Raw genomic sequence first — 19,280 nt, 5'->3', positions numbered from 1 at the left:
CGGAGTTTTTAAATCCTTTCCGGGTTCTTTCATAGAAAAATATGCTATACCAAAGAAGCAGCCAGCTTTTTGCTGAAGCTGAAAAAGTAATTCCTGGAGGAGTCAATTCTCCAGTCCGTGCGTTTAAGGCAGTTGGCGGAACGCCGATTTTTGTCAAATCTGCTAAAGGGGCGTATCTGTTCGACGAGGACGGTAACAAGCTCATCGATTACATCAACTCTTGGGGACCGATGATTTTGGGACATGCTTTTGATCCGGTTGTGAATGCCGTAATCGAAAGGGCCAAGCTCGGGACATCTTTCGGGATGCCGACAGCTTTAGAAACAGAAATTGCAGAATTGGCCGTTTCGATGGTGCCTAATATTGACAAGATTCGTTTTGTAAATTCAGGGACAGAAGCTTGCATGAGTGCAATCCGCTTGGCGAGAGGTTATACCAAAAGAGATAAGATTATCAAATTTGCAGGCTGTTATCACGGACATTCGGATTCGTTTTTGATACAAGCTGGAAGCGGAGCAATTACTTTCGGAGCGCCGAACAGTCCAGGCGTGACCCAAGGCACGGCAAAAGATACGTTGTTAGCGAAATACAATGATCTTGAGAATGTAGCCGAATTGTTTGCGGCTAATCCAAATGAAATTGCGGCTATCATCATAGAGCCAGTAGCTGGAAACATGGGTTGTATTCCTCCTCAAAAAGGGTTTTTGCAGGCTTTGCGAGAACTTTGCGATAAAAACGGCACCTTGCTTATCTTTGATGAAGTAATGACCGGATTTCGCTTGGCAAAAGGCGGAGCGCAAGAATTGTTTGGTATTAAAGCGGATATCGTGACTTTTGGAAAGGTAATTGGTGGCGGACTCCCGGTTGGAGCTTTTGGGGCAAGAAACGAAATCATGAATTATCTGGCACCGCTTGGGCCTGTGTATCAGGCAGGAACATTGTCTGGGAATCCTTTGGCAATGGCGGCAGGTCTGGAAATGTTGAAAGCTTTACACACAGATGCTGGAGTTTTCCAGCGTTTGGAAGAAAAGACGGCTTATCTTGAAAAAGGAATACGAGAAAAATTGACGGCAAATAACATCAAGTTTACCATCAATAGGGTAGGCTCGATGATTTCGGTTCATTTTGACGAAAGTCCGGTAACCGATTTGCAATCGGCTTCAAAAGGCGATAACGAAAATTTCAAGAAATTCTTCCACGGATTGCTGCAAGAAGGTATTTATATTGCTCCTTCTGCTTATGAAACGTGGTTCATAACCGATGCTTTGACTTACGAAGACTTAGATTTTACTATAAAGGCTGTAGACAAAGTAACCAAACAGTTCTAAAATAAAAAAGGCTTTCCGATCGGAAAGCCTTTTTTCTATTACATGCTCAATTGTTATTATTGAGTCAATTGTTTTAATAATGCAGGATTGCTGTCGATTTTAGCCATCTGGTCGGCATTTAAAGTACCTCTCAATTTAGCATCGATCGATTTGTAAATGACTTTTTTCTTGTCATCTGAAAGCCCTGGTTTTGACAGCGCTTCATGCTTCTTTTTGAAAAGCTCCAAGAATGTGGCTTTATTTTGCTCGCTCAGCGTTACCGCCTCAGATAAGGAAGCAACATCTTTTTTTGCTTGTTCGGCTGGATTTGCTTGTGCAAAAGAAGCGATCGTGAAGGCAAAAAATACAGATAGAATAGCAATAAATTTTTTCATAATAAATGAATTTGTTTTGATATAGTATATCAAATTTGAAGCCAATTTAAGATAATTTCAAAAAAGAGTCAACTTTTGCTTACTTTTTTTCAGCTCTTTTTTTTCTGTCTTGCAGTTTTTCTTTGGCTTTTTCGCGTCTTTCCGTCTTCATAGCTTCCCATTTTTTAGTCTGTTCTGGAGTCAGGATGGTTTTGATTTTTGCGTCTGTCGCTTCCATTTCCGCCTTTCTTTCAGAACGTTTCGCTTCCATCACTTTTTCTCTTTCGGCTCTTTTAGCTTCTCTTTTTGCAGATTGCTCAGAAAGTACCGCGGCCATCTGTTTTTGCTGTGATTCGCTTAAGCTTAAATCGGCAGTCAGCTTTTTCAGGTGTTTTTCATTACGCTGTTCTGGAGTCAATTTTTCCATTCTAGCTTTTTCTGCTCTTTTGCCTTCTGCTGGCTTTTCTTGTGCAAACGATGTCATTCCGATCATCAATACTGCAAGTGCAAACATTTTTTTCATAATTTTTCCTTTTATTAATTTTTAGTTTGATGGTAAGACCTTGATAAAAATAAAAGGTTTAATGAGAAGGTATTTTTTCTGATTTATTTAAGACTTTCAGAAAAACAGGAGCGAAAAAAAGCCCGCTTATAAGCGGGCTTTTGGTTTTGTATATTATTGAACTAATTTTTTGTAAAGTTCTCTGTTTGCTTTTAGTTTTTTAAGCTGCTCTGGCGACAATAGTTCTGCTAGTTTTGCCTCAGTTTCTGTAGAAATTTGTGCTTTTTGCTCTGCAGTAAGATCTGTCTGCGTTAAGAATTTATGTTTCGCATAAAACGCTTCTTTGATTTCTCTTTCTGATGCTTTTGATATTGGAACTACCTTGTTTAAGGCTGCAAGATCTGCCGCTGCTGCCGTATCAGGATTTTTTTGTCCTTCCTGAGCTACTGCGCTGATTGAGAATGCTAAGAAAAGAGCAAGAATAGCGAATATTTTTTTCATAATTGTTGATTTGAATAGGTTTAAGAAATCAAATCTAAATCATTTAAAAATAAAATCAAAGAAATATAATGGTAAAATTATGACTTGTAAATTTTTTTAACAGGATTGCTGTCTTTGAATAGGATGAGTTTCGAAAGTTTATGCTAAAATAGTATTAAAGGTATGGGGTTAAAGCCTTTTTTTATTTGGATTGAAGACTTTCTTGATTGGTTAAGGGCTTTAGTGTGCATTAAAGATTTTGCTATTTGGCAATTGATTATACTAAAAAAGACCGTTCATTAAACGGTCTTTTTGGTTAGCGTAAGGAAAATTATCCTATATGTTCTACTATTTTGTCTTCGCCGTTTACGGCTACTTTTACTAAGGCATGTTTGGACAAAGATTTCATGGCAGCGTCCCATTTTTTACCGCTTAAGTCTGCTTTGACTTTTAATAAGTTCAAAGGCATAGCATTTTCATTGGCTTTCAAGATTTCAATGATTCCTTTTTCTTCAGCAGATAATTCTACCTCTACTGCTTTTTTCTCAGGACGCATTTGAGGGAAGAATAAGACTTCTTGAATCGAAGCGTTATTGGTCAAGAACATAATCAAGCGATCCATGCCGATTCCCAAGCCCGATGTAGGAGGCATTCCGTATTCTAAAGCTCTAAGGAAATCATTGTCGATGAATTGGGTCGCTTCGTCATCGCCTCTTTCCGACAATTTCAACTGTGCTTCAAAACGTTCTCTTTGGTCGATCGGGTCGTTTAGCTCAGAATAGGCATTCGCTACTTCTTTTCCGCAGACCATCAATTCAAAACGCTCTGTAAGATCTGGGTTGTCGCGGTGTTCTTTGCAAAGCGGACTCATTTCTTTTGGATAATCGGTAATGAAAGTCGGCTGGATAAAGTTTCCTTCACATTTTTCTCCGAAAATTTCGTCGATCAGCTTTCCTTTGCCCATGGTTTCATCCACAGCAATTCCCATAGATTTTGCGGCTTCGAATATTTCTTTTTCCGATTTTCCAGAAATATCAAAACCAGTATATTTTATAATGGCGTCGGTCATTGTGACTCTTGCATAAGGCGCCTTGAAGCTTACGTGGTGCTCTCCAAAGGTAGCATCGGCAGTTCCGTTTACGGCAACGGCGCAATGTTCCAAAAGATTTTCAGTAAACTCCATCATCCAGTTGTAGTCTTTATAGGCTACATAGATTTCCATAGCGGTGAATTCAGGATTATGCGTCCTGTCCATTCCTTCATTTCTGAAGTTTTTGGAGAATTCGTATACGCCGTCAAAACCACCTACGATCAATCTTTTCAGATACAATTCGTTGGCAATTCTCATGTATAAAGGAATATCCAAAGAGTTATGGTGTGTAATAAACGGCCTAGCGGCAGCACCTCCAGGGATAGATTGCAATACAGGGGTTTCGACTTCCATGTATCCGGCCGTATTGAAGAAGTTGCGCATCGCATTGAACAATTTTGTTCTTTTTACGAAAACTTCTTTTACCTGCGGATTCACGACTAGGTCTACATAACGCTGGCGGTAACGCAATTCTGGATCGGTAAAACCATCGTGCAGGTTGCCTTCAGCATCTGTTTTTGGCAAAGGCAACGGACGAAGGGTTTTGCTCAATAGGGTGAAATTCGTAGCGCGGATTGATTTTTCGCCTACCTGCGTAGTGAACAATTCACCTTCAACTCCAATAAAATCGCCTAAGTCTACCAGTTTCTTGAATACCTCGTTGTATAAGGTCTTGTCTTCACCAGGGCAAAGCTCATCACGATTGATGTAAATCTGTACGCGTCCTTCGCTGTCTTGCAAGGAAGCAAAAGAAGCTTTTCCTTGAATACGGGTACTCATCACGCGACCTGCAACAATCACTTTCTTTCCTTCTTCAAAAGCGTCCTTGACCTGTTTCGAAGTGTGGTCCACTGGAAACAAATTAGCCGGATATGGGTTGATGCCGAGTTCTCTCAACTTGCCCAATTTTTCTCTTCTGATGATTTCTTGTTCTGAAAGTTGCATATCGTATTAATTTTAAGCGTGCAAAGATAGTTAAAAGTTGGAAAGTCAGAAAATCAAAAAGTTGAAAAGATAAAATAAAAAGGCCGTCACGTTTAAGCGACAGCCTTTATGATTTTGAATTGAGCAAGGGTTAGTTTGCTATTTTTTTGATATGCGTAATTTGATCGGCAGTCCTTACTTTCAATACTAAAATTTGATTGGCAAAAAGCGAACTGTCCAGGCTTGAAACATTGTTGTTGATGCCTGTTTTATAATAAATCAGTTTGCCTGTAAGATCATATAGTTCAACTTGCTCAATTAAGTCGGCAGCACTGTTGATGTTTAGCATGCCGTTTGATTTAGAAACTACCAGTTTGTTTGCGGCATTTACGTCATCAATGCCTAAAAGAGGCTGGATGTTTACAGTGTAGTCTTCAGTTTCGCCATATTCATCCTCTTCATCACAGGCTTGCTCGCCTGTTGCTGCCACTGCTCCAACTGCTGCTACACGAACTCTCATTCTCTTGTTGCCTGCTGTTGCAGTTTGGATCGTGATATTTCCTGTAACTACACTTCCGCTTCCGGTACCGATATAGGTAAATTCTGAGGTTTCAAAAATTTCATTTCCGTTATAATCGATCCAAACGCTGACAGATTCATTTGACCATCCATCTCCAACTGTTACAGAAATAGGGTAGGAGGTTCCCATAGTAAGAGTTGGGGCAGCCATGGCTGTAAAATCATTGTAACCGCCACCGCCGCATGTACTCGCGTTCGTCAATGTTGCTAGCGAGACATTTAGGATCAGATCGTCATCCGTGCAGTCTAAAAAGGGTTCGCAGTACTGTGAGTGGGCTTCAAATCCCAGAGAGCAGAAAGCAATTCCGAAAACGAATTTCAAGTTGCGAAAAAAGCTTTTACCAAATAGTGGATTTTGGTTTTTAAGAGTAGTTTTTCTAATCATAAAATGTAAAGTTTTAGGGGTTAATGTTAATATTACTTTATCGTAAATATATAAAAAGATTTAAATATCTGGCAATCAGCTATACTTTTGTGGTTTTAGAAGTAAGGAATGACTTTTATAAATCATGGCATTTTAGTTTGTAACTTTGTATCCTTAAAAGGTTAAATTGAAATGAACAAAAAAATTCAACTTCTAGACTTAGGTCAGAAAGATTATAAAGAAACTTGGGAATATCAAGAAGATTTGTTCAAGGACATACTGGATCTAAAAATCAGGAACAGAAGAGAAGAGCTGGAACTAGAAACTCCAAATTATTTTCTCTTTGTAGAACATCCGCATGTATATACGTTAGGAAAGAGTGGCGATTTGAGCAATTTGCTGTTGAGCGAAAAGCAGCTGGAAGACAAAGGAGCTACTTTTTATAAAATCAACCGGGGTGGCGATATCACCTATCATGGGCCTGGGCAAATTGTAGGTTATCCTATTTTGGATTTGGAGAATTTTTTCACAGACATCCATAAATACCTGCGTTTTTTAGAAGAAGTCTTTATTCGGGTTTTGGCTGATTATGGCTTGACAGGCACTAGGAGTGAAGGCGAGACAGGTGTGTGGCTAGGTGTCGGGACACCATTTGCTAGAAAAATATGTGCTTTGGGCGTTCGCGCTTCCCGCTGGGTTACGATGCATGGGTTTGCCTTGAATGTAAATTCTGATTTAGGTTATTTTGATAATATTATTCCGTGCGGAATAAGAGGAAAGGCGGTAACTTCTTTAAATGTCGAACTTGGTATTGAAGAAGTAGATGTGGCCGAAGTGAAAGAAAAGATCAAGAAGCATTTTACCGAGCTTTTCGAATCTCAGTTTGTGGCTTTCCAAAAAGAAACAGTCTAAAATTCTTGAAAATCGATTTCTAATTGTTCTGGCAACAGTCGGAATGACATCCTATGGTATTTTGTGCTGCCATATTTTCGTATGGCTTCGCGATGTTCTTTTGTTGGGTAGCCTTTGTTTTGTTTCCAATTATACATTGGAAATTCTTCATGAATTTGATTCATGTATTCATCCCTATATGTTTTTGCTAAAACAGAAGCGGCGGCAATGCTTAAGTACTTGCTGTCGCCTTTGATGATACAGCTGTGCGGGATGTTTTCTACGGGCTTAAAACGATTTCCGTCTACAATTATATAATTAGGTATGGGAGTTAGCTTTTTTATGCAGGACTGCATGGCATGTATCGAAGCGTTCAAGATGTTAATTTCGTCAATAATTGTAGGCTCTATATGCGTTACCGAGAAGCAAAGCGCGTTTTCTTCTATTATAGGTCTTAAAAGGTCTCTATTTTTTTCTGAAAGCTGTTTGGAATCATTCAGTAATTCATTGATAAAGTTTTCCGGAAGTATTAGGGCAGCTGCAGTCACAGGGCCTGCAAGGCATCCTCGGCCGGCTTCGTCGGTACCACATTCAAATGTTAAATTGGAATAACTAGTAAGTAACATATCTGCGTTTTAGCAAAACTATAAAAAATAACGCAACCTTTTGATTTTTGTGTATCTAATAGATAGATTATGTGCAAAAATCTGAAGTAATGGTCTTTTTTAACATTCGTAAAAATATTATTCCGGAGTAATATTTGTTTATTTAAGAAATTATTAAGAAGTTTGCAGGATAACTAACTCAAATAAATTTAAATATGAGATCGAAGTTCAAATGGATTTTTGCGCTTTTACTAGCGTTTTCAATGCAGTTTTCGTTCGCACAGGAGAAAACTATTTCTGGTACAATTACCGATAGCCAAGGCCTACCATTGCCTGGCGTTGCAGTTGTAGTTAAAGGGACAACTCGTGGAACACAAACTGATTTTGATGGTAAGTATTCCATCGCTGCAAGTCAGGGAGAGGTTTTGGTGTTTACGTATGTAGGTCATAAAACTTCTACAGTAACTGTTGGAGCTTCTAGCTCAGTAAATGTGGCTTTGCAAGAAGAAGCAACTTCTTTGGAAACTGTGGTTGTGGATAGCTATAGAACTACAAGTAAGAAAAGATCAGCGAATGCTGTTGCTACAATTACTTCAGAGACTATGGAAGGAAGACCTAACGTTTCATTTTTGCAAACACTTCAGTCTCAGGTTGCAGGTTTGAATATTGCAACATCATCTGGTTCACCAGGTTCTGCAAAAATTGACGTAATCTTGAGAGGACTTTCTTCTGTGAATGGTAACACAGAGCCTTTGTTCATTATTGACGGAGTTGCTGCTAACCAAAACGTATTCAGAAGTTTCAACTCTGAGGATATCGAGCGTATTGACGTTCTTAAAGATGCCGGTGCAACTTCTATTTATGGTAATAGAGGAGCAAACGGGGTTATTGTTGTAAAAACTAAGAGAGGTTCTTATAATTCAAAATTGAAAGTAAGATACACTGCTACAACAGGTTTTACAAATTTGCAAGATCACGATTATAAGCTTACAAACGCTCAACAGCTTCTTACATTGGAGAACATAGTGGGTGCTGGTATGGGTGCAACGTTAACTCCAGAGCAAGTTGCGGGCTGGAATTCTCCATTAACTCCTGAATTGTCAGTAGGATTGACTGAAAACCAAATTAAATATTGGGGTACAAATACAGATTGGCAAAAGGTTTTCTTTAGAACTGGAATCTCAAAAAATCATAACCTTAGCTTTACTCAAGGTAGTGAGAACATGACAAACTTTACGTCATTGAGCTATTTCGACCAAGATGGTATTGTTCCAAATACAGGTTTCAAAAGATTTACTTTCAGAACTAACTTTACAGGTAAGTCTGCAGATGGTAAATTTACTTATGGTACTAATTTAACTGCTGCTTACTCTAAAAGGGTTCAGTTAGAGCAAGAAACAAGAACTGACATTAATGCGAATACACTTCAAAACCCATTACAAGGTCTTTTAGCTTCTCAGCCATATTTAAACCCAGCGCAGTATGTGAATGGTCAACAATTGTTTGATGAATTTGGAGCGCCAAGTTTCGAAATCAATCCTTTCATGTTGATGGATTATTTAAATCCTGAAAATATCCCAAGCTCATTCGAAGAGACTAAAATTTTAGCTAATGCTACAGCTACATATAATTTTACTGATGCATTAAGCTTCACTACTACAATGGGTATTGATTATGTATTAAACCAAAGACTTTTTGCAAGAGCGCCACAATCTTATTTGGCAATTGTTGCAACACCAGCAGGTGCACAGTTTGGTGGTATTGAGCAACAACAAACAGATAGAGATTTCTCTTTCAATCTTGTTAACAAGTTGAGCTATAACAAAACTTTCAACGATAAACATACTGTTGAAGTATCTGTGTTTAATGAGTACATCAAAGCTCACAGAAGAGCTGAAAACTGGACACAACAAGGTCTTGATCCAAGAACTTGGTCTTTAGGAGCAGGTACTGGTTTTGTTCCTTTCAACCCAGCAACACCTACATTATATAATAGAATTATTGGTGGTTTGAAAAGAGATGCTGGATTGTTCTCTTACTTTGCTACTGCAAGTTATGATTATGATTCTAAATATGGTGTTGAGGCAACTGTTCGTAGAGATGCTTCTTACAAATTTATCCAAGACAATACTTGGGGTACTTTCTGGTCTGTTTCTGCAAGATGGAACATCGATCAAGAAGCTTTCATGGAAAACTCAATCTTTGATGTCTTAAAATTAAGAGCATCATACGGTACTACAGGTAACCAAAACGTATTAGCAGCTGCTTATGGAGCTAACCCTCTATACTTGGCTAACAACAACGTAAGAGATTTGAACTCTTCTCAAGCAGGTTATAACAATGCAGCTTCACTTGGTGTAGCAACTATTGCAAACGTTGACCTTCAATGGGAAACTACTAAACAAGCTAACGTGGGTATTGATTTCACAATGTGGAAACGTTTATCTGGTTCGTTAGATGTGTATAGAAAAAAGACTATAGACTTATTTGATGACAACTACGTATCAGCTGTTAACCAGCTTTATACTATCGCTGCTAATACTCAATCTAGTATTATTAACAGTGGTGTGGAGTTGTTATTGAGATATGATGTTTTCAAAGAAGGTGATTTTAAATTGGATTTATTCGTAAACGGTTCTTATAACAAAAACGAATGGGCTGATTTAGTATATCCGAACCCAGCAAATGATTTTATCCAAGTAGCTGACAATTTTGTTCAACAAAATGGTAGCCAAATCAATACTTATTTTGTTGTTCCTTACGTAGGAGTTAATCCTGATAATGGTAACTTGTTGTTCTTAGACAGAAACAATAATCTTACAGAAACTCCAACAAACGAAGATAGAAGAAATTCTGGAAAATCAATGATCCCAAAATACCAAGGTGGATTTGGTTTCAATACATCTTACAAAGGATTCTTTGTTAACGCAAACTTCTCTTTTGTAGCTGATATTTACAGATTTGATTTTGACCTTTTGAACTTGTCTAATCCAGCTAGTGGAATCGGAACAGGTCCTGTAGTTTCTGAGCTTTTAAATGCTTGGACGCCAACAAACACTGGTTCTAATGTTCCTTCATTAACAGCTACAAATATTAATGCTGCTGAGACTTTCTCTGACAGATACTTAGTTGATGCTGATTATATCAGAATGAGAAACTTATCTTTTGGATATGAGTTCCCTGCTAAATTGCTTGATAAGACATTATTCTCAGGAGTAAAATTCTATACTCAGTTAGAAAACTATTTGACTTGGTCTAAATGGAGAGGATTTGATGTTGAAGGATTAAACTCTAGCAACCAAGGAGGATATCCATCTCCTAAAGTTATTTCTTTCGGTGTAGACTTACAATTTTAAAAAAAAAGATAATTATGAAAAAAATAAGATTAATACTTTTGTTTGCCATAGGCTTGTCGCTATTTTCTTGCGAGGACGCTTATCGTATTGAACAAGACGGTGAATTCGGTGAAAACGTTACTTTTCAGTCTCTAGATGACATGCAATTGTATCTTAACCAAGTTTACAATAGAGCAACAATTACTAATGAGATTGCATTCAGTGCTGTATTTACAGATGAATTAGGTATAGGTTCTCAAAATGCGGGTCAAAATCTTGATTTGTATAAATATACATTGAATAGTGCAACAGCTGAGCCTGCTGCTATGTGGTTAGCACACTACACTTTGATTAACTATACAAATAGATTTTTAAGAGGTGCTGCTAGAATTACTCCAGAAGCTGATGAAGTAGCTGCGTATAATTCTATGGTTGCTCAAGCAAGAGCTTTAAGAGCTTTCGGTCACTTCCAATTGCTTTCTTTCTTCTCTGAGAATATCAAAGATGACAATGCATTGGGTGTAATCTTGATGGATAGAGTTCCTGCATTAACTGAAGAGTTACCTAGAAATACAAACGGTGAAGTTTTCGCATTAATCGAATCTGATTTGACTTATGCTGATGCTAACTTAGTTGACCAAGCTGGAGCTAATAGCTTTAAGTTTGTATCTAAAAATTTCTTGAACGCTTTCAGAGCTAGAATGTATGCTTACAGAGGTAACTATACTCTTGCTGCACAATATGCTGATATCGTAATCAATACTTCAGGATTGAATTTGACTGCTGCTACTCCTTATGTAGCAGGTAACTTCTACACTGCGACTACTACTAACCCATACCGTCAAATGTTTGCAGACGTTAATCAAGGTGAGATTATCTTAAGCTTGGCTAGACCTGCTGCTCAAGGTGGTATTGCCGGTACATTCTATTTCAACAGAACGAACTTGTCTGGAGGTCCTTTCCACGATATGGGAAGAAATCTTTTCAACTTGTTAGGAACATTTGAGCAAGGAGATATCAGAAGAAGAGCTTATATTGATCCAACTTCTGTTATTGCTGCTGATCCTGCAACTGTTGCAAATTATAAAGGAGCAGACGTTTTATTGATTGATAAATATCCTGGTAAAGCTGGAGGTGATTTAACAAACGATTTGAAAGTTTTCAGATTGTCTGAAATGTACTTCATCAAAGCTGAGGCTTTAGCTTCAACTGGTAATATAAATGGAGCTACAAATTCAGTAGCTGCTATCTTGAAACAAATAAGAGATAGAAGAAACTATCTAGGTCTTGTTCAACCTCTTCCAAATTATGCTTCTGCTACTGAGGCATGGGCTGATATCCTAAAAGAAAGACGTATCGAACTTTGTTTTGAAGGTCACCGTTACATTGACTTGAAAAGGTTAGGTGGTTTGGCTAACGTAACAATCGACAGATACTTTAGAGATTGCGAAGAAAACAACGTTCCTGTTTGTAGTTTGCCTCTTACTGATCACAGATTTACATTGCCTATTCCTCTTGATGAGATGTTAGGTAATAGAAATATCCAACAAAATACAGATTACTAGTTTTTAGTAATTAAAATTTTAAAAAGCTGTTATTTTTTAACAGCTTTTTTTTTTATTGCTTTCGTTATTATTTTACATTTGTTAAATCTAAAAATATTCAATACTATTAAAAATGAAGGGATTACTACTATTTTTATTAATGCCTGTCTATGTTTTTTCTCAAAATGCAGAAGAAAGGCAGAAGATTATAACTTCTTACGACAAGAAAGAAGTGGAACAACTGAAAGAATATTCAAAAGCACGTAGCTTAGAGCAAAAGAAACTGATTGATGACTATAAGGCAAAAAATCTATTTGTCGAAAGTGAAACACATTCTTTGCAACGAATTTTTAATGGTATTCCAATATTCTTCACTACTTCCAATGCAGGTTCTTCTCAGACCATAAAAACGAATACACTATATCCAGGAGGATCTTTGGGTCTTAATGTTACTGGTTCTGGTATGACTGCTGGTGTTTGGGATGGCGGTAAAGTTAGAAATACACATACCGAATTTCAAACAGGCCGAGTACTATTAAACGATGCTGCAACTACATTAAGCTTGCATGCGACTCACGTTACTGGAACAATTATAGCAAGAGGAGCCGGATTAGGAGCACGTAGAGGTATTGCCTATCAAGCACAAGCACTTACTCATGATTGGGATAATGATTATGATGAAATGGTTAGTTTTGGTAGCCAAGGTTTCTTGGTTTCTAATCATTCCTATGGATATGCTTCTGCCTCATTACCCGTTTGGCTTTTTGGACAATATGATACTTCTTCAAGAGAAATTGATATGTTAGCTAATGCTTATCCTTACTATCAGATTGTCATTGCTGCCGGTAATGATAGAGATCAGTCTTTTGCTCACGTTGTTCAGAATGGAGGATATGATTTATTATCTGGAACTGGAACTTCAAAAAACGGAATTACTGTTGCGGCTGTAAATGAAGTATTGAATTATACAGGGGCTGGAAGTGTTGTGATGAGTGATTTCAGTAATTATGGCCCTACAGATGATGGCCGTATTAAGCCAGATATTGCTGCTAAAGGTGTTAATGTGTCTTCTTCAGTTAGCAGCTCTGATACAGCTTATGGAGAGTTAAATGGAACTTCTATGGCAGCTCCTGCAATTACAGGGATGGTTGTGCTATTGCAAAAACACTATAACAACATTAATGCAGCTTACATGAAAGCGGCAACTGTTAGGGGGTTAATTTGCCATTCTGCAAGTGAGGCAGGTGCAAATCCAGGTCCTGATTATGAATTTGGATGGGGATTAGCGAATGCTGAAGCAGCTGCTAGAATTATTTCTGGTAAAGGTACGACAACAATCTTAGAAGAAAATACTTTGGCAAATGCACAGACTTTTACTAAGAATATTAGCATAAGCGGTCCGCAAAAATTACAAGTTACAATTTGTTGGACAGATCCTGTTGGAGCATTAAATACTGCAGGTACCTTAAATAATAGAGTTCCAAGACTTAGAAACAATCTGGATTTGAAAATCTTAAAAGACGGTACTACTTACTATCCATGGAAAATGAATCCAGATGATCAATTTTCTGGTGCTACTCGCAACTCAGATAACGAAGTTGACAATGTTGAAAAAGTTGAAATCGATGTAGCGCAGGCTGGAACCTATACGATTCAAGTTACTCACAAAGGGACTTTAGTAAACGGTTCGCAAGAATTTGCATTGATTGCAAATAGTGATAATGGATTGACTTTAAACAGAGATAATTTTGTTGCCGATAATTCTATCGTTGTATATCCGAATCCAGTTGCAAACAATCTTAATTTCTCAATAGCTAATGATATTGTGTTGTCGGATATCTCTATTTTTGATATTACAGGAAAATTAGTTATTTCAAGTAAAGACTTTTCATCGAATTCTGTTAATGTTTCTAATCTTCAATCAGGAGTTTATTTTGCTAAGTTCTCTAGCCAAGATAAAACTGTTACAAGAAAATTCATCAAACAATAATTCTATATGATCTTCTAAAGCCCGCTTTTAAAGCGGGTTTTTTTATGTTTTTATTTTACTTAAAAAAAGTATCTTTGCTCAAATTGTTTTTTAGATGGCAAAGTTTTTTTATGTAGCGATATTTTTATTACCTCTGTTTGCGCTTGCACAAGAGAAAGATTTGCCGACAAAAGAAAATGTCGCTGTTACAAATAAGGCCAAAAAATCTAAATTAGCCGAACCGTCTAAAAATGACTCGATTGCTACGATTGATCTGTATAAGATAATCACCTTGCAACATGATACTACGTATGTAGATACATCGCTGACCATTCAAAAAGAATATAAGTTTAATTATCTGAGAAAAGATAATTTTGGGTTGCTTCCTTTTTCAAATGAAGGACAGACATTCAATACGCTTCAATACGGACTTAATAAAAGTACTGCCTATCCAAGTTTTGGTTTTGCTGGAAAACATTTCAATTACTTGGAAGTCGATGACATAAAATACTATAACGTTGCCACTCCGATGACTGAATTATATTTCAAGACGGTTATGGAACAAGGCCAGATGATTGATGCTTTTATTACGCTGAATACTTCCGAAAGATTAAATTTTTCAATAGGCTATCGTGGACTTCGTTCGCTCGGAAAGTACGTAAATCAGCTTTCGAGTAATGGGAATTTTAAATTCATGACAAGCTATAATACTTCAAACGAACGGTATTTCTTGAAAGCCCATTTTACGGGTCAGGATTTGACTAATGGCGAAAATGGCGGAATCGTAAGTCTGGAAGATTTTGAAGGAGGCGATAGTGAGTTTGACGATAGAGCCAGATTGGATGTGTATTCGCTTGATGCTACTTCGATCCTAAAAGGGAATCGCTATTTTTTCGATCATTATTTTAGGATTAATAAAGAAAAAGGAGGAAACAATCTTTATATAAACCATCAGTTTAATTACGAAAATAAATTTTTCGAATATACTCAGCCGACAATTATTACTACGATAACTACTCCTGCACAAGGGACTATTAGATTATCAAGATTTGGAACATCCTATCGATCTAGTAATATAAACGATAAGACTAGATACAACCGTATGTACAATAAAGTCGGAGCAACGTATGAGAACAGCACGCTCGGACAGTTCCAGTTTTTTATAGAAGATTTCAGATATAATTATTTTTACAATCGTATCATTGTGAATCCTACAAATACGGTACAAAACCTTCTCTCGGATGAATTTAATGTAGTCGGCGGCCAATATACTTATCAGAAGAACAATTGGAATGGAAGATTCTTGTTTTCAAGTTCCATTTCCGACCAAAAAATGTCTACTCTTGACGCCAATCTGTCATATAAATTTGATGACAGAAACAATGTGCATTTCCAATACCAAAATTTAAGCAAAGTGCCAGACCATTTGTTTAATCTTTTTCAAAGCAGCTACGTAGATTATAACTGGTCTAATAATTTCAAAAACGAAAAGATAAACAGCCTGACAGTTAACGCGAATACACAATGGGCAAGCGCTTCATTGCAGGTTTCAAGCTTAAAGAACCATTTGTATTTCTTTAATGAAAGTACCGTTGCAGACACGCTTACCGTAAAACCAGACCAATATTCTAAAACGATTAACTATGTCTCTTTAAAAGTTTCTAAAGAGTTTAAATTCAGGAAATGGGCACTTGATAATACTGTTCTTTACCAAAAAGCAGATCAAGAAGATGATATCTTGAACGTTCCGCAGTTGGTTACGAGAAATACGCTTTACTATTCAGACCATCTTTTCAAAAAAGCTTTGTTTTTGCAGACCGGAATTACATTCAGTTATTTTTCGAAATTCTATGCAAATGATTATAATCCGGTTATTGGCGATTTTTATATACAAAATCAAAGAGAAATCGGTGGCTTTCCAACATTTGATTTTTTTATCAATGCTAAAATCCGTCAGACAAGAGTCTATCTAAAAGCAGAACATTTCAACTCTAGTTTTACGGGCAATGATTTCTATTCGGCTCCTAATTATCCTTACCGTGACTTTATCGTACGTTTTGGATTGGTATGGAACTTCTTTTCATAATTTTTTTCAAGCTGTTTATTGCGAAACTGTAATTTAATGAAATTACGGAATGTATAATTTATGCTTCATAATTCGTAATTAATTTTGTAGTTCCTATCTTTGCGACTTAAATAATCACGAATTATAAATGAAATACGCAAATAATATATTAGAAACTATTGGAAATACGCCTCTAGTAAAATTAAACAAGGTAACTAAAGAGGTCGATGCTTTGGTCTTGGCAAAAGTAGAAACCTTCAATCCTGGCAATTCTGTAAAAGATAGGATGGCCGTGAAAATGATAGAAGATGCTGAAGCAGACGGACGTCTAAAACCAGGAGGAACCATCATTGAAGGGACTTCAGGAAATACCGGAATGGGATTGGCTTTAGGTGCAATAGTAAAAGGATATAAGCTGATTTGCGTAATTTCAGACAAGCAGTCAAAAGAAAAGATGGATATTCTTCGTGCCGTTGGCGCAAGAGTCGTGGTTTGTCCGACAGATGTTGAGCCTACAGATCCACGTTCTTACTATTCAGTTTCGAAAAGGCTGGCAGAAGAAACTCCGAACTCTTGGTATGTAAACCAATACGACAACCCGTCAAATTCATTGGCACATTACGAGCAGACTGGACCTGAAATTTGGGAACAAACCGAAGGCAAGATCACGCATTTTGTAGTAGGTGTTGGAACTGGAGGAACAATTTCTGGAGTTGCAAAATTCTTAAAAGAAAAAAATCCAAATATTAAGATTTGGGGAGTAGATACCTACGGTTCAGTATTCAAAAAATACCATGAGACAGGAATCTTTGATGAAAACGAAATCTATTCGTATATCACTGAGGGAATCGGTGAAGATATCCTTCCAAAAAATGTTGATTTTTCGCTAATTGATGGTTTTACAAAAGTAACCGATAAAGATGCAGCCGTTTATACCAGAAAGATTGCTTTGGAAGAAGGAATATTTGTCGGAAACTCTGCAGGGTCGGCTATAAAAGGACTGTTGCAATTAAAAGAGCATTTCAAACCAGAAGACGTAGTCGTTGTTCTTTTTCACGATTCAGGAAGCCGTTATGTAGGCAAGATGTTCAACGACGACTGGATGCGCGAAAGGGGATTCTTAGACGAAGATATTACCAAAGCAGAAGATGTGATCAAAGACCATATAGATAAGCCGCTTGTGGTTGTTCGTACCGAAGAATTGGTTTCTCATGCAATTGAAAGAATGCGTAAGTATAAAATTTCTCAGATTCCAGTAATCGATATTAATGGTTTTGTAGGTTCTGTCGATGAGACTGATTTGTTCCAAAGTTATGTTTCGGATAAAAATGTGGCTGAAAAGCCAATCAAAGAAGTCATGGGAAAACCTTATCCGATTGTAAGAACTGGAACTTCGATGGAAGAAGTTTCCAAATTGTTCAGCAAAGACAATCAAGCGGTGTTGGTTGATTTAGGAAATGGCAAACATCATATCATTACCAAATACGATATTATTGGTTCTATAAAATAACAATCCTATCATATAAAAAGCCTAGCACATTGCTAGGCTTTTTTAGTTATATCAACTAAATTATTCTCCAATCAAAACGCCAGAAACATTCCAAGAGCTGAAGCTTCCGCCTTCATTTTCTCCTTGCGGTATTTTCACCTGGATTGTATGTTTTCCGGCTTTCAAATCCCCTAAGTCGATTAAGTTAGGATTAGTTACCGTTCCAGGACACCAATTCGAACGGCTGTAGTCTGATGATGACAATCCGTTGCCGAAATTCCCTGAAGCCGGATTAAAAAGACGGTAAGAACCACAATCCATTCGCCAAGGCACAAAACTGAAAGCTTCATTGCCATCTAAAAGAATCGTGTTTTTCTTTGGGACAAATTCATCACCGTTTTCCCAGCCGCCATGTCCGGTCGTAATGTAGCGAAGCTTTGCGTTTTTTATGTCTTTCTCCAAAGTAAAGCTAACTTCGATTCCTTTCTCGTTATTGAACATCGTAGCATATTCTTGGCCTGCCATTTCCATGATATTGGTCGTGTTGAAAAGAGGCAGTAAGAAAGTGTTTTTTGGATTTTGCTTTTCTTCGCTATGGATTGTAATATTCAAGCTTATCTTATGCCCACCTTTGTCATAGTTTCCGATAAAAGCACCTACATATATTATTTCTTGATTGCTCAACGCTGATTGCAACTCGGAAATATCTTGGCGATACGGAACGCTTTCATGCCAAGTTTTGTCTTTCAACTGAATGTGTCCGTATTGTTTTATACCGAAAGGTGTGAAAAAACGCATCAATTCTAATAGTGGAAGATAATTATCTGTTTTTACGACACCTTGATATTGCTTTCCGTTTCCATTTTCATAAATAGGAAGCGTTTTGGCTCCTTCTTGCAATCCGTTCAGGAAAGAGAATTTCTCTTTTGCTGTAATTACAAAAACCGAACCTGTCCTGTCATATGCATCGCCATTAGATTGTTCTTTTAGGTCAACAAATACTTGACTTCCAGGTTTGATTTCTGGAAATTTAATCTTCTTTAGGATGATGGTTCCATTCGCAAATCGAAAAATACTGTCGTTTGATTTTGACTCTTCCGAAAAATTGATAACCTCGTTTTCAAAAACAGGAATAGTCGTAAATCGGCTTTTCCATAACAAGTCTCTAAACGATAGCAAGTCAATAGCCGTGAATTTTGTTTTTAAAGGCGATAAGTTAGCAGGGATCGCTTTGATCTTTTCGATTTTGGTAGCCGTAATCACATAATTGTTGTTGCGGACCATCTCTAATACTAAACCTAATTTTTGGCCTAAAACTGATGGGGCGCCTTTTGCGTTTAGGTCATTAGTATACCATAGTTCGATGGTGTTTGAATTTACGATTGTTTTTGCCTTCTTGCATTTGTAGCCTAAAATGGTCTTTGTCTCATTGCTGATTTCAAATGTCTGTTTTCCTAAAGATAAGCTGTCAATCGTAACTATTTTTTTTGAAGCTGAAAGTTGTGCTGACTGGACTATAGCATTTGAATCTTGAGCAATAAAAGTTTCTTCAAATGGAAAATCTGCTTTGCCCGTAATATTATTTTCTGAAGTGATAATCGTTTCCTTCGAATCAGAAAAAACTAAAATTGGATCTTGGCCTTCGATTGTTTTTCCGTTGGAGGATCTGGAGTAGCTTATTTTATAAGCCTTGTTATTCTTTTGGGCTGTAGAAGCAATTGTAAAAAAAGCAAAGAGCAATAAAATGTAGTATCTCATGGTG

14 protein-coding genes are annotated in these 19,280 nt (G+C 37.2%); 7 read left to right on the top strand and 7 right to left on the bottom strand.

Annotated features, from left to right (window positions below):
- The first annotated feature begins 41 nt into the window (after positions 1-41).
- Positions 42-1,328, top strand: a complete 1,287-nt coding sequence (gene hemL, locus GGR22_RS04040; RefSeq protein WP_182492657.1) for a glutamate-1-semialdehyde 2,1-aminomutase — start codon at positions 42-44, stop codon at positions 1,326-1,328.
- Between the two features lie 56 nt (positions 1,329-1,384).
- Here hemL and GGR22_RS04035 read toward each other — a convergent pair whose 3' ends face one another.
- The 5 genes from GGR22_RS04035 to GGR22_RS04015 all read right to left on the bottom strand — a co-directional run bounded on the left by GGR22_RS04035 (position 1,385) and on the right by GGR22_RS04015 (position 5,641).
- Complete coding sequence (locus GGR22_RS04035) at positions 1,385-1,702, bottom strand: hypothetical protein (RefSeq protein WP_147406566.1); 318 nt, start codon at positions 1,700-1,702, stop codon at positions 1,385-1,387.
- A 79-nt stretch (positions 1,703-1,781) separates the two neighbouring features.
- The gene (locus GGR22_RS04030; RefSeq protein WP_182492656.1) at positions 1,782-2,204 is read right to left on the bottom strand and encodes a hypothetical protein; all 423 of its coding nucleotides are present in this window, start codon (positions 2,202-2,204) and stop codon (positions 1,782-1,784) included.
- Between the two features lie 153 nt (positions 2,205-2,357).
- Entirely contained in the window at positions 2,358-2,684 is a 327-nt protein-coding gene (locus GGR22_RS04025) for a hypothetical protein (RefSeq protein ID WP_121375077.1), read from the bottom strand.
- Between the two features lie 310 nt (positions 2,685-2,994).
- Positions 2,995-4,698, bottom strand: coding sequence for a lysine--tRNA ligase (gene lysS, locus GGR22_RS04020; protein WP_182492655.1), 1,704 nt, complete (start codon positions 4,696-4,698; stop codon positions 2,995-2,997).
- Between the two features lie 130 nt (positions 4,699-4,828).
- Entirely contained in the window at positions 4,829-5,641 is an 813-nt protein-coding gene (locus GGR22_RS04015; protein ID WP_182492654.1) for a GEVED domain-containing protein, read from the bottom strand.
- Between the two features lie 171 nt (positions 5,642-5,812).
- On the opposite strand from GGR22_RS04015, the gene lipB reads away from it, so the two are divergent.
- Positions 5,813-6,532, top strand: a complete 720-nt coding sequence (lipB, locus tag GGR22_RS04010; RefSeq protein WP_121375075.1) for a lipoyl(octanoyl) transferase LipB — start codon at positions 5,813-5,815, stop codon at positions 6,530-6,532.
- On the opposite strand, the gene GGR22_RS04005 is transcribed toward lipB, so the two are convergent.
- Positions 6,529-7,137: a ribonuclease HII gene (locus GGR22_RS04005; RefSeq protein ID WP_182492653.1), complete on the bottom strand. Its 609-nt coding sequence runs from the start codon at positions 7,135-7,137 to the stop codon at positions 6,529-6,531. The genes lipB and GGR22_RS04005 overlap by 4 nt on opposite strands.
- 194 nt (positions 7,138-7,331) lie before the next feature.
- Between GGR22_RS04005 and GGR22_RS04000 the strand changes: the two genes are divergently transcribed.
- The 5 genes from GGR22_RS04000 (at position 7,332) to GGR22_RS03980 (ending at position 17,539) form a co-directional block, all read left to right on the top strand.
- Positions 7,332-10,472 carry a SusC/RagA family TonB-linked outer membrane protein gene (locus GGR22_RS04000; protein ID WP_121375073.1) on the top strand — a complete coding sequence of 1,047 codons (3,141 nt, stop codon included), beginning with the start codon at positions 7,332-7,334 and terminating at the stop codon, positions 10,470-10,472.
- A 14-nt stretch (positions 10,473-10,486) separates the two neighbouring features.
- Positions 10,487-12,016 carry a RagB/SusD family nutrient uptake outer membrane protein gene (locus GGR22_RS03995; protein ID WP_182492652.1) on the top strand — a complete coding sequence of 510 codons (1,530 nt, stop codon included), beginning with the start codon at positions 10,487-10,489 and terminating at the stop codon, positions 12,014-12,016.
- A gap of 112 nt (positions 12,017-12,128) precedes the next feature.
- The gene (locus GGR22_RS03990; protein ID WP_182492651.1) at positions 12,129-13,985 is read left to right on the top strand and encodes a S8 family serine peptidase; all 1,857 of its coding nucleotides are present in this window, start codon (positions 12,129-12,131) and stop codon (positions 13,983-13,985) included.
- A 94-nt stretch (positions 13,986-14,079) separates the two neighbouring features.
- Positions 14,080-16,050, top strand: coding sequence for a putative porin (locus tag GGR22_RS03985; RefSeq protein ID WP_182492650.1), 1,971 nt, complete (start codon positions 14,080-14,082; stop codon positions 16,048-16,050).
- A 127-nt stretch (positions 16,051-16,177) separates the two neighbouring features.
- Positions 16,178-17,539 carry a pyridoxal-phosphate dependent enzyme gene (locus GGR22_RS03980; protein WP_182492649.1) on the top strand — a complete coding sequence of 454 codons (1,362 nt, stop codon included), beginning with the start codon at positions 16,178-16,180 and terminating at the stop codon, positions 17,537-17,539.
- Positions 17,540-17,599: 60 nt separating this feature from the next.
- On the opposite strand, the gene GGR22_RS03975 is transcribed toward GGR22_RS03980, so the two are convergent.
- A complete protein-coding gene (locus tag GGR22_RS03975) occupies positions 17,600-19,276 on the bottom strand; it encodes a GLPGLI family protein (protein WP_182492648.1) in 1,677 nt (558 codons plus the stop codon).
- Positions 19,277-19,280 lie beyond the last annotated feature (4 nt).

The sequence above is a fragment of the Flavobacterium gossypii genome (assembly GCF_014138495.1).
GTDB lineage: Bacteria > Bacteroidota > Bacteroidia > Flavobacteriales > Flavobacteriaceae > Flavobacterium > Flavobacterium endophyticum.
Note: the sequence above shows the minus strand (reverse complement) of the source record. Positions and strands in the feature narration are given on the sequence as shown.